The sequence below is a fragment of the Haloferax sp. AB510 genome (genome assembly GCF_024136985.1).
In the GTDB taxonomy this organism is placed as follows: domain Archaea; phylum Halobacteriota; class Halobacteria; order Halobacteriales; family Haloferacaceae; genus Haloferax.
Genome location: NZ_JAMYJY010000097.1, coordinates 1 through 14,371 on the forward strand (window position 1 = coordinate 1; position 14,371 = coordinate 14,371).

Consider the following 14,371-nt stretch of genomic DNA (forward strand, 5'->3'; position numbering starts at 1 on the left):
GACGGTGACCTCTCGGCGGCGGCCGCCCGCGACGCCGGCGCGGCCGACGTGGTCCCGGTCGTCGATTCGAACCTCTTCGAGCGGCTTCCGGAGCGGGTCGAAAGCGTCGTCGCGTGGCGTCGCCGCGGCGCGGCGGCCGCGAGCAAGATAACGGAGGACCTGAAAGAACAGGCGATAGACGAGGCTCCGGTCGGCATCACCGTCGCCGACTGCTCGCTGCCCGACCGACCCCTCGTCTACGTCAACGAGGCGTTCGAGACGATGACCGGCTACTCGGCCGACGCGGCGCTGGGGCGGAACTGCCGATACCTTCAGGGACCGAACACCGACCCCGAGCGAGTCGCCGAACTCCGCCGCGCCATCGAGGCCGAGGTGGCGGCGTCGGTCGAACTGCTGAACTACCGCGCGAACGGCGAGACGTTCTGGAACCGGGTCGATGTCGCGCCACTGAGCGGACCGGACGGCGAGGTGACACACTACGTCGGCTTCCAGACCGACATCACAGAGCGCATGCGCGCGGAGGCGGCCGCCGAGCGGTACGCCGCGCGGGTCGACGAAGAGCGCGCGCGCCTCCAGACGCTCGTCGAGCACATCGAGGGGCTGCTGGAGGACGTGACGAGCGCGCTCGTCCGCGCGGAGAGCAGACAGGAGCTCGAAGCGGCCGTCTGCGATCGAGTCACCGCCGCCGGCTCGTTCGACTGCGCGTGGGTCGGCCACTGCGACCTCGCACCGGCGGTCATCGTCCCAAACGAGCGGGCCGGAACCGACACTGGATTCCTCGACGGCCTCGAAATCGACCGGTCTGACCCCAGCGACCCCACCGCCCGCGCCGCGGAGACGCGGACCGTCCAGTCGGCGACCGTCGGCGATGGGAACGTCTCCGCGGAGGCGCTCGTCCCGTTCGACTCCGTCATCGCGGTCCCGCTAGTCCACAGCGGGACGCTGTACGGCGTCCTGACGGTCTACACCGATGCTGCGGAACTCGACGACCAGGTTCGGGTGGTGTTCGGGACGCTCGGCAGGGCGGTCGGCGCGGCCATCGACGCGTTCGAGAGCCGGCGGTCCCTGCTGTCCGACGAGCGGCTCGAACTCGAACTCGAGGTGCGCGACGAGACGCAGCCGCTGGTCCGACTCGCCGCCGCGGGGAACTGCGAACTCTCGTACCGCGGTTCGGCCCAACACGACGACGGGACCGTGAGTCTGTTCGTCTCGACGGACCCCGCGACGGAGTTCGAGGAAGCCGACACCGACCTCGACGGTCTTCGGAGCGTCGACGTCCTCCCCCGCGGTGACGACGCCGAACTCTACGAACTCACCTTCGCCGACGGGTCGCTCGTCCACCTCGTCGCCGACGCGGGGGGGCGACTCGTCGACCTCGAAGTAGACCGCCTCGGCTGCCGGCTTACGGTCGTCGTCCCCGACCGCGTGGCGGGGCGGGCACTCCTCGACGACTTCAAGACGGTCGCGGCGAACGCCGAACTCCGCTCCGTCACGAACCGGTCCGAACCGCCGGTGGCGCGCCGCGAGTTCGTCGCGAGCGTCAACGACGACCTCACCGACCGCCAGCAGTCGGCCCTCCAACTCGCCTACCTCGGCGGGTATTTCGAGTGGCCCCACGCCGTCACCGGCGACGAACTCGCGGAGACGATGGGCGTCTCGCGGGCGACGTTTCACCAACACCTGCACGCGGCGGAGCGAAAACTCATCTCTCGATTTTTCGATGGAGAACCGTACTAACGGGTATATCAGGATCTTTGACAGCTGCTCGATGTCTCCCGCCCCCGGGACGCCGACATCAGCGCCCGTGACGACCCGCGAACTGAATCGCGGTCTCGACCCACAGACGTGACGCCTTCCCGTCACGACCGGTTCCGGCCGGTCTGGCCGGCCAGACAGTAAAAGATTAACACCCCAGGCGAACAACCCCCGCCAACGATGGCCGAAGACGTCAAGCCGACCCGCAAGAACTTGATGGCGATCGAAGATCGCATCGAACTCTCCGAGCGGGGCCACGACACGCTCGAGCAGAAGCGTGACGGGCTCATCATGGAGTTCATGGACATCCTCGACCAGGCCCAGGACGTGCGGGCCAACCTCAATCAGGACTACGAGCGCGCGCAGAACAAAATCAACATGGCCCGCGCCATGGAGGGCGACGTGGCGGTCCGCGGCGCGGCCGCCGCGCTGAAGGAGTACCCCGAAATCACGACGCAGTCGAAGAACATCATGGGTGTCGTCGTCCCGCAGATCGAGTCCTCGCGCGTGAAAAAGAGCCTCGACCAGCGCGGCTACGGCCTGCTCGGCTCCTCGGCCCGCATCGACGAGGCCGCGGACGCCTACGAGCAACTCCTCGAATCCATCATCCTCGCCGCGGAGGTCGAGACGGCGATGAAGAAGATGCTCGAAGAGATCGAGACGACGAAGCGCCGCGTCAACGCGCTCGAGTTCAAGCTCCTGCCGGAGCTCTACGAGAACCAGGAGTACATCGAGCAGAAGCTCGAAGAACAGGAACGCGAGGAAATCTTCCGTCTGAAGAAGATCAAGGCGAAGAAGGAAGAAGAAGAGAAGGAAGAGCGCGCCGCCGAGAAAGCGGCGGCCGAAGCGGAAGCGGCGACGGCCGACTGACCCGACTGATCTGTTCTCTCTCGATTCCGTTCTCTTCTCGGTCGAGTCTCCGACCGTTTTTCACCGTCTCGGCGCGTAGAGACTCTCATGTCCTGTCCCGACTGCGACGGTGAACTCGCCGTCTTCGCAGTGCCCGAACCGCTAGCGTCTCACGCGCCCGAGGCGGCGCTGACCGTCGGGTTGTGCGCCGGCTGCCTCCGACTTCATCCGACGGAGACGGTGCCGACCGACGGCGACTCGCGGCCGTTCGCGGACGTGCTTCCCGAGGGCGACGCGGGCGCTGCGGTCGCGCTTCTCGTCGGCATGCTCGACTCGCTGGCGCTCAACCGCGCCGGCATCGTCGACTGCGTCGAGTTCGCCGAACGGTCTGGAATCGACGTGCATCTCACGCTCGACCGGCTCCAGCGGGAGGCGGCCGACCCTCACTTCGATGTCGCCCGTCGGCAGGCGCAGTTGGACGCGTTCCTCTGAGCGCCGCCGCTCCGTGCTGTCTGACACCGTGGCGCGCGAAGACGCCGAGGAGGAGTCGTTTAGACGCCGGTGGAGTACCGGAGGATGCCGGCGATACCGCCGAACGCGTCGTAGAGCTGTTCGCCTTTCTCGAAGTCCGTGCTGATGAACTTCGTCTCGGTGCCGCGCTGGTCGGCGAGGTCCATGAGCCACTCGATGACGTCCTCGCGCTCTTTCAGTTCGGCCTCCGAGCCGCCTTCGCACTCGTGGGTGGGCGTGTTGTGACGGTGGTCGACGAGTTCGTACTCCTCTTGGCCGTCGCAGTCGTAGATGGCGATGTCCTTTCGGAGGTCCTCGGAGATGAGAAGGCGGTCGACCGACCCCATCACGAGGTTCTTCCGAGTCGCTTCGAACCCGTAGGTGGACTCGTTGCCGCGGTGAAGCTTCTCGAAGAACTCCTCCATCTGCTTTTTGTCCTTGATGACCTCTTGGTCGGCCAGCGCGTCCTGTCCGGCGTCGACGAGGTCGTAGAGACCGGACTCGTCGGTGTAGGCCACGTCGAACTTCCCGACGACGAGGTCCTGCAGTTCGTGGTGGAGGTAGTCGCCGTCGAGGAACTCGTCTTTCGTCGGCGAGGGACCGCCCACGAGGATGCCGTCCATCTCGTGTCGCTTGGGGACGAACAGGTCGTTGGCCATCCCGGCGACCTCCTGATAGAAGTTGTCGATGGCTTCGAGGCGGAGGCGGGCGAAACGCTGGGCGGACTGGCCACCTTTGCGCTGCTTCCCGGGGACGAGCGACGAGGCGCTCTTGACCGGCTCGACGCGCTTGCCCTTGAGCCAGCCGACGTTGGCCTCGCGGCGGTCGAGGACGATGAGGCCGAACAGGCCCTTGTCCATGAGCATGTCCTCGAGCGGTCCGGTGAGGAAGTTCGAGTCGCAGTGGTACCGGAACGACTGAATCGGCTCCGGGGGACTCTCCAGCACCTTCGTGACCATGTCGGTCTGGCCGCCGCCGGAGTTGACCGCACCGGAGAACATGACGATACCGCGGTCCGGTGGGAAGGTGTCGTAGTACCGGAGTCGGTCCTTGATGCTCGTCAGGGCGTCTTGGACGTTCGTTCGCGTCTGCTTCGATTTGATGTTAGACGCTTCGCTGTGCTCTGTGATGACGTGTTCGACCACGTCGGAAATCTGCTTGTCTTCGGGGATGTAGATGGTGACGAGCTGCGTTCCCGACCCTTCGTACTCTCGCAGGTCCTCGATGACCTTCTTGAATTCGTACTTTCGGCGGTCCTCGCTCGCCTCCTCGGCGTCGCTACTCATCACTCCACCTAGTCCCTCCAGCGGCTAAGTAACCTTTGACTGGTCACGTTCCGCGGTATCCCGCCGCACGAGCCGCCCTACGACCCGACTTCGAGACGAGCGCGGTCGGAGAACATTTATGTGGCTGTCACGGGTGGACTTCGACGTTGGAATTATGGCCCGGGTGTACGCAGTTGCCAGCGCGAAAGGCGGGGTTGGAAAGACGACGACCACGGCCAACCTCGGGACGACGCTCGCGATGGCCGGTCACGATGTCGTCGTCGTCGACGGTGACCTCGGGATGCCGAATCTCGCCGGCGCGCTCGGCGTCGACCCGGATGGGGCGACGCTTCACGACGTATTGACAGGCGAGTCGGCGGTCGAGGCGGCCGTCTACGAGGGACCGGTAGGACTCTCAGTGCTCCCCGGCTCGAACGCCCTCGAAGCGTTCGCGACGGCGAACGCGAAGGAGCTCGAACCGGTCGTCTCGGCGCTCGAAGCGAGCTACGATATCGTCATCATCGACACCGGCGCGGGGCTGAGTGACGACACCTTCGTCCCGCTGAAGCTCGCCGACGAGGTCGTCTTGGTCTCGACGACCGAGCGCGAGGCGCTCGGCGACACCGAAAAGACCCGACAGCTCGGCGAGCGCATCGGCGCTGACGTGGTCGGCGTCGTCCTCACGCGCGTCAACCAGTCGAACCCGAACGCCGACGTGGTCGCCTCGCTCCTCGACGCTGGCGTCATCGCCGTCGTCCCCGAGGACCCGGCCATCCGCGAGGCGCTCAGCACGCAGGTTCCGGTCGTCGCCCGCTCGCCCGACAGTATCGCGGCCGCGGGCTACCGCGCCCTCGCCGAAGCGCTCACCGGTAAGCCGGTCCCGATTCCGGACGATACGGTCGATTCGGCGGAGCCCGAGGCCACCGCGGACGAGTCGGACACGGAACCCGAACCGGCGGCCACCGCGGAATCAGCTTCCGACGTGGCCAGCGACGACGGCACGGCCGACGACGAAACGGACACGCCGGAGGAGAGTGAGCACACGTCGGTCGTTCAGGTCGATACAGCCCCCGAAGCGGAGTCCGAGCCGGAACCGGAACCCGACGCCGAAGCCGAGACCACTGACACGGACCCGGAGTCGGCGGCCGAGACCATTGACGCCCCCGAACCGGACGACGACCTTGAGGCGTCGATTCCGTTCTCCGGCGGCTCCGTCGAGGCGTCGGACGACGCCACCGAACCCGACGCGGACCCCGCCGACCCCGATGCGGGCGAACCGGCGGTCGAAACGGATGCAGTCGCCGACCCGATGCGCGGTGACGATGCCGTCGAACCCGACGATGTCGTCGAAGCCCCAGACGCTCGTCAGGCCGCCGCCGAAGCCGGTGATGACGACGCGCCGGCCGACCCGCTGGCGGCCGACACGTCCGACGACTCGATGGTCGCCGACCCCGAACCGCTCGGCGACGAGGAACCGGAGAGTGACCCGCTGGCGGCGGACCTCGAAGCGGTCACTCGCGGCACCTCGACCGCCGACGAGGCCGCCCTGGATGTCGACGCCGACGCCGGTGCGACGGACGCGGACCCGCTCGCTGAAGGGGCGGTCGAAGAGGAGTCGGTCGGCGACCTGTCGCCCAGTTCACCGTCCGACGACGCCGTCGAGGCTCCCGAGGGACGGACGGACGATGTCGCCCCGGTGACTGAGGGGTCCGAAGCTGAGGATTCCGAATCGGCGGAGTCCGTCTCTGCGGACGTCGACCCCGACGCCGAGGAGACGGACGCGCCCGGCGCGGACGAACCCCTCGTCGCCGAGGCCGAGCCGAGCACCGCCGACACTGATGCTGATGCTGACGCCGACGCCGACGAATCGCCCGAAGCCGGCGGCGACGAGGAGGGCGTCTACACCACTTCGCTCGTCGAGGAGGTCGAGTCGTTCGACGACGACGAGCGCGACGAGAAGAAAAAGGGGTTCTTCAGTCGCTTCCTCGGCTAAACGGGAAGGCCTTTTAGTCGCGTCTGCGGAAAGCCCTCTATGGCAGACTCTGAGTCCGTTCCCTTCTGGTGGATAGTGTTGTTTCTCGTCCTCGCGCTCGGCAGCGGTGCCGCCGTCGTCTTCTCGGTCGGCGGGTCGCTCCTCGCCGGGGCCGCGGCACTCCCGCTTTTCTTCTGAATCGCTCGAAAAAAGCCGTCGCCGAAGAACTCGCTTAGCCCGCGGTCACATCGACTCGGGCGCTTCCACGCCCACGATAGAGAGCGCGTTCGCCACCGCGTTCCGCGAGGCTTCGACGAGCGCGAGGCGGGCCGCGCCGACCTCCTCGTCGGCGTCGAGCACGGGGCACTCGCGGTAGAAGGTGTTGAACACCTCGGCGAGTTCGCGGGCGAACGTCGCCACGGTGTGGGGTTCGAGGTCATCGGCCGCGGCCTCGACGACCGCGGGGAACCGCGCGATGGTCGCCAGCAGGTCGCGCTCGGCGTCGGTCGTCAGCACGGTTGGGTCGACCTCGCTCGCGTCGAGACCGGCGGCGGCCGCCTCGTTGGCGATGCCGCAACAGCGCGCGTGGACGTACTGGATGTAGGGCGCGGACTGGGCCTCGAAGTTGAGCGCCTGGTCCCACTCGAAGGTGATGGTCTTCGTGGGCTGTTTGGAGACGATGTCGTAGCGGACCGCGCCGATGCCGACCTGCCGGGCGATGCGGTCGATGTCGGCCTCGCCGAGGTCGTCGTCGCGGGTGCGGCCTTCGAGGCGGGTCTCGACCTCGTCGCGGGCGCGGTCGATGGCCTCGTCGAGGAGGTCGTCGAGCATGACGCCCGTCCCCTTTCGGGTGGACATCGTCTCGCCGCCGGGGAGGTTGACCCACGAATAGATGACGTTCTCCAGTTTGTCCACGTCGTTGCCGAGGATGTCGAGCGCGGCCCGGAGCTGTCCGGACTGGAGTTTGTGGTCCTCGCCGAGGACGGTCACGGCGCGGTCGTAGTTGTCGAACTTCCACTCGTGGTGGGCGAGGTCGCGCGTCGTGTACAGCGAGGTGTCGTCCGACCGGAGGAACACGAGATTCTTCTCGAAGCCGTAGTCGTCGAGTTCGAGCTGCCACGCGTCTTCCTCGTAGACGGCGTGGTCGGTCTCCTTGAGGCGCTCGGCGAGGTCGCGGGTGCTCCCGTCGAACATGAATCGCGTCTCCTTGACGAACTCGTCGAACTCCGCGGGGAGGCGTTCGAGACACTCGCGCATGCCGCCGAGCACCTGGTCGACCACGGTCTCGACGCGGGCGTACGTCTCTTCGTCGCCCTCCTCGATGCCCTGGAGAATCTCGGTGATTTCGGCTTCGGCCTGTTCGACTTCCTCGGGGTCGGCCTCCTCGAGGAAGGCGTTGCCCTTGCGGTAGTAGCGGACGAGGTCGTACTCGACGCGCTCGCGCGCGGGTTCGCCGTCGAGTTCGTCCTCGTCGAACGTCTCGTAGGCCCACGTGAAGACAGCCATCTGGCGACCGGCGTCGTTCACGTAGTAGTGGCGGTCGACGTCGTTGCCGGCGAAGTCGAGCAGGTTGGCGACGGCGTCGCCGATGACCGGGTTGCGGGTGCGGCCGACGTGGACCGGACCGGTCGGGTTCGCGCTCGTGTGCTCGACGACGACGCTGTCGCCGGTCGCGGGCAGGCGACCGTACTCCTCGTCGGCCGCGGCGGCGTCGAGGGTGTCGTCGTAGTAGGCGTCGGAGACGTGGAAGTTGACGTACGGGCCCTGCGTGTCGACCGCGGCGAGGTAGTCGTAGCCCTCGACGGAGAGTTCCTCGGCGATGTCGGCGGCGATTTTCGGCGGCGGCGCGCCGACGACCCCAGCGAGTCGGAAGGCGACGCTGGAGGCGAGCGTCGCGGGTACGTCCTCCGGCGGTTCCTCGACCCCGAGGTCGTCGGTGGGCAGGTCGAGCGACGAGAGCGCCGCAGAGAGCGCCGTCTCGACCTCCTCACGGAACTGTCTGAACATGTACGCGGATTCTCGATAGGCGGCTAAAGGCCTTTCCGAACCGCCCGAGCGACCCGCGGGTCCCGCTGGTTGGGGACGTTCGTTTCCCTCGGTTTACGGGGTGGTCTTAGCACCACCTGTGCCAATACCTTACCAGTTAGGTAATAGTGGTATATCGTAAGCGGACGACATTCAAATCACGGGCGGCGACCCGCCGCTCTCACCACCCCACCCATGAGTCAATGCAACCACTGCGATGCGTTCGTGTCGAACAACTTCGTCCGCGTCTTCGGCGACGAGGACGGCAACGTCTACGCGTGTCCCAGTTGCTCGGCGAACGCGGGTATCTCACAGGTCAGCACCGAGCGGAGAGCGTCCTCCCTCTGAAGTCGCTGTTCGCCCGTCGACCTTGCCGGGTCCGAAGTTCGCGGAATCACACGCCCACCGCCACCCCACCTCACCCCACCCCACTCGCCCCCACCCCACTGCCCCCACAGCACTCCCCGCGTATCCACGCACCCACACCGACCTCGGCGGTCGACACCGATCCCCCAAATCACGCGGTACGACTACGCTTCCCCCGGAACGACCCCTTCTCACCGCGATAGACTGACCGACGGACTTACCCGTCCGCGATTGGAACTGTCGCGTATCCACGGCGGTCCCGCCCCGCCGCTTCCCTCCGCGCCAACCATCTCACTTTTGGAACGCATTCCACATACGATACGCTTATGAGGCGCGCGTTCGAAGCCGGGAGTATGTCAGAATCGGCAGTCGCCGCGGCGGTCGGGTACGACGAGTTGGCTACGCTCAAACTCGTCGCGCTCGACGGCGGGCGCTCCGGCCCGGTCAAGCTCTCCTGTTCCGGCGTCGCGAACCGACTCGACGTGTCGAACCAGACGGCCTCGCGCCGCCTCCAGCGGCTCGAAGAGGCCGACTTCATCGACCGCGAGGTCGTCGCCGACGGCCAGTGGATAACCATCACCGACGCGGGCGAGTCCGCGCTCAGAAAGGAGTACGCCGACTACCGGCGAATCTTCGAGACGCCTTCCGTGGTCGTTTTCGACGGCGAGGTCACCGGGGGAATGGGCGAGGGCCGCCACTACATCTCGCTTTCGGGCTACATGGAACAGTTCAAAGACCGACTCGGCTACGAGCCGTTCCCCGGCACGCTGAACGTCCGCCTCGACGACGACGCGGTCCGCGCCCGCGCCGGGATGACCGCCCTCGACGCGGTCCCCATCGACGGCTGGGAGGACGACGAGCGCACCTTCGGCCCGGCGACGTGTTACGCCGCCTCCGTCGCGGTCGGCGACGAATCCTACGAGCCGGTCCACATCATCGTCCCCGAGCGGACCCACCACGACGAGTCGCAACTGGAGATAATCGCGCCGGACAAACTCCGCGACGAACTCGACCTCGACGACGGCGACGCGGTCACGGTCCGCGTCGAGGAGGCGGCGTACGAATGAGCCGAACTGCCGAATCCACCGGCGACTTCGACGCCGTCTCGCGCGTTCTCGACGCCTTCCGCGCCGGCGAGCCGGTGCTCATCCACGACTTCGACGACCGCGAGGGCGAGACTGACCTCGTCTACCCCGCGGGTGCGGTCGGCCCCGCCGACGTGGCCCGGATGCGCAACGACGCCGGCGGCCTCGTCTGCGTCGCCCTCCCGAACGACGTGTCCGAGTCCCTCGGCCTCCCGTTTATGGACGACGTGCTCGACCACCCGGCCGCGTCGTCGCACGACCTCGCGTACGACTCGCGGTCGTCGTTTTCGTTCACCGTGAACCATCGCGACTCGTTTACGGGCATCACCGACCGCGACCGCGCGATGACCATCTCTCGACTCGCGCCCGTCGCCGAGGCGCCCGCGCCGGCGAGTACGACGCCGACGACTTCGGCGGCGAGTTCCGCGCGCCCGGCCACGTCCACCTGCTCCGCGGCGCGCCGAACCTGCTTTCGGACCGGCAGGGCCACACCGAACTCGGCCTCGCCTTGGCCGACGAGGCTGGTATCCCGCCCGCGGTCGTCGTCTGCGAGATGCTCGACGACGAGACCGGCGCGGCCCTCTCGAAGGACGCCGCCCGCGACTACGCCGACCGACACGGCTTCGCCTTCGTCGACGGCGACGGCCTCATCGACGAACTCGTCTGAGCGAGCGAGGGGTCGTCCCGATTCACCTTCTCACGCGCGCCCGTCGCGCCACGACCACGTCGGCTCCCAGTCGAGCAGCCGCTCCGCCTTCTCGGTCGAGACGAGCGCCTCGTGGCCCGAAAGCGGCGTTCTCACCTCCGCGCCGGGGTAGACTTCGCGGGCGAGCGCCGCCGACTCGACGGTCGTCGAGGTGTCGGCGGCCGCGGCCCAGAACACCTCGTGACCCGCGAAGTCGGCTTCGAGCGCCCGGCGGACGAGCCGCGCGGCGTCCTCTTTGCCGAGGTACGAAAAGAGTGTGTTGCGCGCGGTGTGGAAGTGCCCCGCGTCCTGCAGTCCCGACAGCGAGCGGTCGGCCTCGGCGAACGTTTGCCTCGCCTCCTCCTCGCTCGGCATCCACGGGAATCGGAGGCTGGCGACCGTCTCGGGAGCGTCGTCGCGGCGGACGAACCCCGCGGCGGTCTGCTCGGCGACGTACTTCCCGAGGCCGTAGGGGTTCGAGGGCGTCGCGCGGTGAGTCTCGTCCACCGGGAGGAAGTCGATTCGAGCGGGGTCGGGTTCGAAGCTCCCGCCGATGGCGCTCATGCTGGAGGCGACGACCACGCGGTCGATGCCGAGCGCGGCGGCGACTTCGAGGACGACGTAGGTCGATTGGACGTTGCTCTCGAAGACGCGGTGGCCGGGGTCGTTCGTCGGCGTCGAGATGGTTCCGAGGTGGACGACCGCGTCGGCGTCGACGTCGCTGAGCGCCGCCGTGAGGTCGCCCGGGTCGAGCGCGCTCACGCGGTAGTCGTGGTCCGCGAGCGACGACTCGCTGTGCCGTGAGAGGTTCGTGACGGTGTAGCCGCTCGCGCGAAGGTGGGCGACGACGGCCGGTCCGATATTTCCGGTCCCACCCGTGACCGCGACGGATTCGAGGCTCATACCCCGACATGGCGGCCCGCGAACAAAACGCCGGGGGCGGCGGTGGTCGGGTCGTCATGATTTTAGAGGGGGGCCGCCGAAGGCCACTACATGGGATTTGAAGAGATGGATGTCTCGACGATCTGGCAGAGTGGAGAGTACAAGGACTGGGAGGACGCGACGGTGCACGTCCTCACTCACGGTCTCCACTACGGGACGGGCGTCTTCGAGGGGGTTCGGGCCTACGACACCGACCGCGGCCCGGCCATCTTCCGCTGGGAGGAGCACCTCGAACGGCTCTATCAGTCCGCGAAGCCCTACGACATGGAGATTCCCTACACGCGCGAGGAACTCACCGAGGCGACGCTGGAGGTCATCCGGCGCAACGACCTCGACGGCGGCTACATCCGTCCCATCGCGTTCTACGGCTACGACTCGCTCGGCGTCAGCCCCAAGGACAACCCGACCGAGGTCGCCATCGCGGCGTGGCCGTGGGGCACCTACCTCGGCGAGGACGCGCTCGAAAACGGCGTCGACGTGATGGTCTCGTCGTGGCGCAAGCACGCCTCCAGCCAGATTCCGACGAACGCGAAGACGACCGGTCTCTACGTGAACTCCATGCTCGCGGGCGAGGAAGCCCGCCGCAACGGCTACGTCGAAGCCATCGTCCTGAACAAGGAGGGCAACGTCGCCGAGGGCCCCGGCGAGAACATCTTCATGGTCCGCGACGGGAAGATTTACACCCCCGGTCTCTCCCAGAGCATCCTCGACGGCATCACCCGCGACACCGTCATCACGCTCGCCCGCGAGCGCGGCTACGAGGTCGACGACAGCGCGACTATCAGCCGCGGCGAACTCAACACGGCCGACGAGCTGTTCTTCACCGGCAGCGCCGCCGAAGTGACTCCCATCCGCAAGGTCGACAACGTCGTCATCGGCGAGGGCACCCGCGGCCCGGTCACGGAGGAGCTGCAGACCGCCTTCTTCGACCTCGTGGAGCGTCGCACCGACGACCACGAAGAGTGGTTCACCTACGTCGACGAGCAGTAGCCGTAGACGCCCGCGAAAACGAGCTCCCTTTTCACGTCACTGTACCACTACGGCCCGATAGCGACGACCGCCGCCGAGTCCTTACTCGTTGCTGGGGACCCGCCCGTCGCCGGACTCTTCGGTCACTTCGATGTCGAACTCGTCGACGTGGTCCTGTTCTGCGAATCCGGCCGAGAGGACGCGCGTGAGGGCCTCTTCGACCTTCTCGCCGGTCTCCTCGATGTCTTCGGGGTCGACTTCCATCACGAACCCGGTGGTGATGTTCGGCGCGGTCGGCATGAAGACGATCTCCTTGCCGTCTTTGGTCTTCTTCCCGGTCTTGAACGCGGTCATTCGGATGCCCGGCCACGTTTCGAGACGGACCGGCTTCTGGAGGTCTTCGGTGCCGGTGAGCGCGGTTTCGACCGCGAGCTTAGAAGCGTTGTAGACGACGCGAACGAGCGGGACCTTGTTCATGGAGGCGTCGAGGCCGGATTCGAGCAGGCGGCCGGCCGTCGTCCGCATCAGGTAGCCGACCGAGAGGACTAACAGCAGGAAAATAATAATGGAGATGATAAATCCGAGCGCCTCCGAAAGCGGCGTCACCGTCCCGTCGGTGGAAAGAATTGTCGCAACGTACGGAATCGACGTGATTCCGTTATAAAAGAAGGCGAGGATGTACAGGATGACGATGAGCGGAACGAGAACCACGAGGCCGCTGGCGAAGTCGCGTCTCCACGAGGACATTGATATCGGGTACGTGAACCCGCGGGCATAAGGGAATTTCTAGTGTGGGACGAGAGACACGCGCCGCGTTCCAGCGCTCGCTCAGACGCCGACGACGGCCCGGAGCGCGAACAGGGCGTTTTCCTTGCGCTCGCGGACCCGGCGGTAGAAGTAGGAGAACCACTTGTCGCCGTAGGGCGCGTACTGCCACACCTCGACGCCGTCGGCGGCGAGTTCGCGCTGGGCGTCCTCGCGCACGCCCATGAGCATCTGCACCTCGTAGTCGCGGTCGTACTCCGCGCCGAGGTCCCGGGCGTAGGTTATCATCTCGGGGTCGTGGCTCCCGACGGCGATACCGCCGTCGTACTCCCGAAACAGGTACGCGAGGAGTTCCTTGTACGCCTCGTTCACCGCCGATTTCTGCTTGTGGGCGACCGCGGCGGGCTCGTCGTACGCGCCCTTGACGAGGCGAATCTTCCCCGGCACGTCGGCGAGGCGTTCGAGGTCGTCGGGCGTGCGCTTGAGGTTCGCCTGCACGCACAGTCCCATCCCGCCGTCGAACTCGCGGGCGAGTTCCTCGAAGGCGTCGAGGGTCACGTCGGTCGTCTCGTGGTCCTCCATGTCGCACCACAGGAAGACGCCGTGCTCGTCGGCCGCCTCGGCGATGCGCCGGTAGTTCTCCTCGAACACGTGGTCGCCCGCGTCGAGGCCGATTTGTGAGGGTTTGACCGACACGCAGGCGTCGATGCCGGTCGAGGCGATGTCCTCGACGAGCCGGACGTAGGCCGCCGCGTCCTCGTCCGCGGGGGCGCGCTCGTCGTAGTGCTCCCCGAGGAGGTTGAGGATGACCGCCACGCCGTCGTCGTTCATCCGTCGGGCGTGGTCGAGCGCTCCCGCCGCGGACTCTCCCGCGACGAACCTGCTCGCGATGGGCGGAATCATAACGAACGATTACGACCCTCAGCTATTGAGGGTTATCATTGATTCGGACGCGAAATCGAACGACTCCGGCGCCTCGCCCGGCGACGAACCGTCGGAACTTACATTCCTCGCCGCCGACGGGTCGGTATGGTCGTCTCTCTCGTCGCCACCGCCTTTTGGGCGATGCTGCCCGCGTACGTGCCGAACAACGCCGCCGTCCTCGCGGGCGGCGGTCGTCCCATCGACGGCGGGCGCACGTGGGGCGGCCGGCGCGTCCTCGGGGACGGAAAGACGTGGCGCG

The 14,371-nt window shown here is 67.0% G+C and carries 14 protein-coding genes and 1 pseudogene; 10 read left to right on the forward strand and 5 right to left on the reverse strand.

Going from position 1 to position 14,371, the window contains the following annotated elements; genetic code table 11:
• From NKF06_RS16055 to NKF06_RS16065, 3 genes are all read left to right on the forward strand, one after another.
• The coding region (locus NKF06_RS16055; protein ID WP_253245981.1) for a bacterio-opsin activator domain-containing protein at positions 1–1,737 on the forward strand (1,737 nt) is incomplete at its 5' end.
• A 198-nt stretch (positions 1,738–1,935) separates the two neighbouring features.
• Positions 1,936–2,625, forward strand: a complete 690-nt coding sequence (locus NKF06_RS16060) for a V-type ATP synthase subunit D (RefSeq protein WP_058826759.1) — start codon at positions 1,936–1,938, stop codon at positions 2,623–2,625.
• Positions 2,626–2,712: 87 nt separating this feature from the next.
• Positions 2,713–3,096, forward strand: a complete 384-nt coding sequence (locus NKF06_RS16065) for a DUF6276 family protein (protein WP_253245982.1) — start codon at positions 2,713–2,715, stop codon at positions 3,094–3,096.
• A 59-nt stretch (positions 3,097–3,155) separates the two neighbouring features.
• On the opposite strand, the gene prf1 is transcribed toward NKF06_RS16065, so the two are convergent.
• The gene (gene prf1, locus NKF06_RS16070; protein WP_004973628.1) at positions 3,156–4,400 is read right to left on the reverse strand and encodes a peptide chain release factor aRF-1; all 1,245 of its coding nucleotides are present in this window, start codon (positions 4,398–4,400) and stop codon (positions 3,156–3,158) included.
• 154 nt (positions 4,401–4,554) lie between these two features.
• Between prf1 and minD the strand changes: the two genes are divergently transcribed.
• Together minD and NKF06_RS16080 are read left to right on the forward strand one after the other, a co-directional pair.
• Positions 4,555–6,372: a cell division ATPase MinD gene (gene minD / locus NKF06_RS16075; protein ID WP_253245987.1), complete on the forward strand. Its 1,818-nt coding sequence runs from the start codon at positions 4,555–4,557 to the stop codon at positions 6,370–6,372.
• Positions 6,373–6,411: 39 nt separating this feature from the next.
• Positions 6,412–6,549: a hypothetical protein gene (locus NKF06_RS16080; RefSeq protein ID WP_172795768.1), complete on the forward strand. Its 138-nt coding sequence runs from the start codon at positions 6,412–6,414 to the stop codon at positions 6,547–6,549.
• 45 nt (positions 6,550–6,594) lie between these two features.
• Here the strand turns inward: NKF06_RS16080 and argS are convergent, their stop codons facing one another.
• Positions 6,595–8,358: an arginine--tRNA ligase gene (argS, locus tag NKF06_RS16085; protein WP_253245983.1), complete on the reverse strand. Its 1,764-nt coding sequence runs from the start codon at positions 8,356–8,358 to the stop codon at positions 6,595–6,597.
• Positions 8,359–8,601: 243 nt separating this feature from the next.
• On the opposite strand from argS, the gene NKF06_RS21035 reads away from it, so the two are divergent.
• The 3 genes and pseudogenes from NKF06_RS21035 (at position 8,602) to ribB (ending at position 10,494) form a co-directional block, all read left to right on the forward strand.
• A complete protein-coding gene (locus tag NKF06_RS21035; RefSeq protein WP_004969035.1) occupies positions 8,602–8,724 on the forward strand; it encodes a hypothetical protein in 123 nt (40 codons plus the stop codon).
• A gap of 344 nt (positions 8,725–9,068) precedes the next feature.
• Positions 9,069–9,809: a DUF120 domain-containing protein gene (locus NKF06_RS16090; RefSeq protein WP_172795767.1), complete on the forward strand. Its 741-nt coding sequence runs from the start codon at positions 9,069–9,071 to the stop codon at positions 9,807–9,809.
• Positions 9,806–10,494 (forward strand): annotated as a pseudogene (gene ribB, locus NKF06_RS16095) (3,4-dihydroxy-2-butanone-4-phosphate synthase). The gene NKF06_RS16090 and the pseudogene ribB overlap by 4 nt, the downstream one beginning before the upstream one ends.
• A gap of 30 nt (positions 10,495–10,524) precedes the next feature.
• Here ribB and NKF06_RS16100 read toward each other — a convergent pair.
• Positions 10,525–11,415, reverse strand: a complete 891-nt coding sequence (locus tag NKF06_RS16100) for an NAD(P)-dependent oxidoreductase (RefSeq protein WP_253245984.1) — start codon at positions 11,413–11,415, stop codon at positions 10,525–10,527.
• 90 nt (positions 11,416–11,505) lie between these two features.
• Here NKF06_RS16100 and NKF06_RS16105 point away from each other — a divergent pair, with 90 nt between their 5' ends.
• Positions 11,506–12,444: a branched-chain amino acid transaminase gene (locus tag NKF06_RS16105; protein ID WP_042663448.1), complete on the forward strand. Its 939-nt coding sequence runs from the start codon at positions 11,506–11,508 to the stop codon at positions 12,442–12,444.
• Between the two features lie 81 nt (positions 12,445–12,525).
• On the opposite strand, the gene NKF06_RS16110 is transcribed toward NKF06_RS16105, so the two are convergent.
• Both NKF06_RS16110 and NKF06_RS16115 read right to left on the reverse strand, forming a co-directional pair.
• On the reverse strand, positions 12,526–13,170 hold the full coding sequence (locus NKF06_RS16110; protein WP_253245985.1) for a DUF502 domain-containing protein: 645 nt from the start codon (positions 13,168–13,170) through the stop codon (positions 12,526–12,528).
• Positions 13,171–13,251: 81 nt separating this feature from the next.
• Entirely contained in the window at positions 13,252–14,091 is an 840-nt protein-coding gene (locus NKF06_RS16115) for a proline dehydrogenase family protein (RefSeq protein ID WP_253245986.1), read from the reverse strand.
• A 126-nt stretch (positions 14,092–14,217) separates the two neighbouring features.
• Between NKF06_RS16115 and NKF06_RS16120 the strand changes: the two genes are divergently transcribed.
• The coding region (locus NKF06_RS16120) for a CDP-archaeol synthase (RefSeq protein WP_253245988.1) at positions 14,218–14,371 on the forward strand (154 nt) is incomplete at its 3' end.

Bases quoted from the DNA above. Each gene is read 5' to 3' on its own strand.
- NKF06_RS16060 (WP_058826759.1), top strand. From the start codon at position 1,936: ATGGCCGAAGACGTCAAGCCGACCCGCAAGAACTTGATGGCGATCGAA.
- NKF06_RS16065 (WP_253245982.1), top strand. From the start codon at position 2,713: ATGTCCTGTCCCGACTGCGACGGTGAACTCGCCGTCTTCGCAGTGCCC.
- prf1 (WP_004973628.1), bottom strand. From the start codon at position 4,400: ATGAGTAGCGACGCCGAGGAGGCGAGCGAGGACCGCCGAAAGTACGAA.
- minD (WP_253245987.1), top strand. From the start codon at position 4,555: ATGGCCCGGGTGTACGCAGTTGCCAGCGCGAAAGGCGGGGTTGGAAAG.
- NKF06_RS16080 (WP_172795768.1), top strand. From the start codon at position 6,412: ATGGCAGACTCTGAGTCCGTTCCCTTCTGGTGGATAGTGTTGTTTCTC.
- argS (WP_253245983.1), bottom strand. From the start codon at position 8,358: ATGTTCAGACAGTTCCGTGAGGAGGTCGAGACGGCGCTCTCTGCGGCG.
- NKF06_RS16090 (WP_172795767.1), top strand. From the start codon at position 9,069: ATGAGGCGCGCGTTCGAAGCCGGGAGTATGTCAGAATCGGCAGTCGCC.
- NKF06_RS16100 (WP_253245984.1), bottom strand. From the start codon at position 11,415: ATGAGCCTCGAATCCGTCGCGGTCACGGGTGGGACCGGAAATATCGGA.
- NKF06_RS16105 (WP_042663448.1), top strand. From the start codon at position 11,506: ATGGGATTTGAAGAGATGGATGTCTCGACGATCTGGCAGAGTGGAGAG.
- NKF06_RS16110 (WP_253245985.1), bottom strand. From the start codon at position 13,170: ATGTCCTCGTGGAGACGCGACTTCGCCAGCGGCCTCGTGGTTCTCGTT.
- NKF06_RS16115 (WP_253245986.1), bottom strand. From the start codon at position 14,091: ATGATTCCGCCCATCGCGAGCAGGTTCGTCGCGGGAGAGTCCGCGGCG.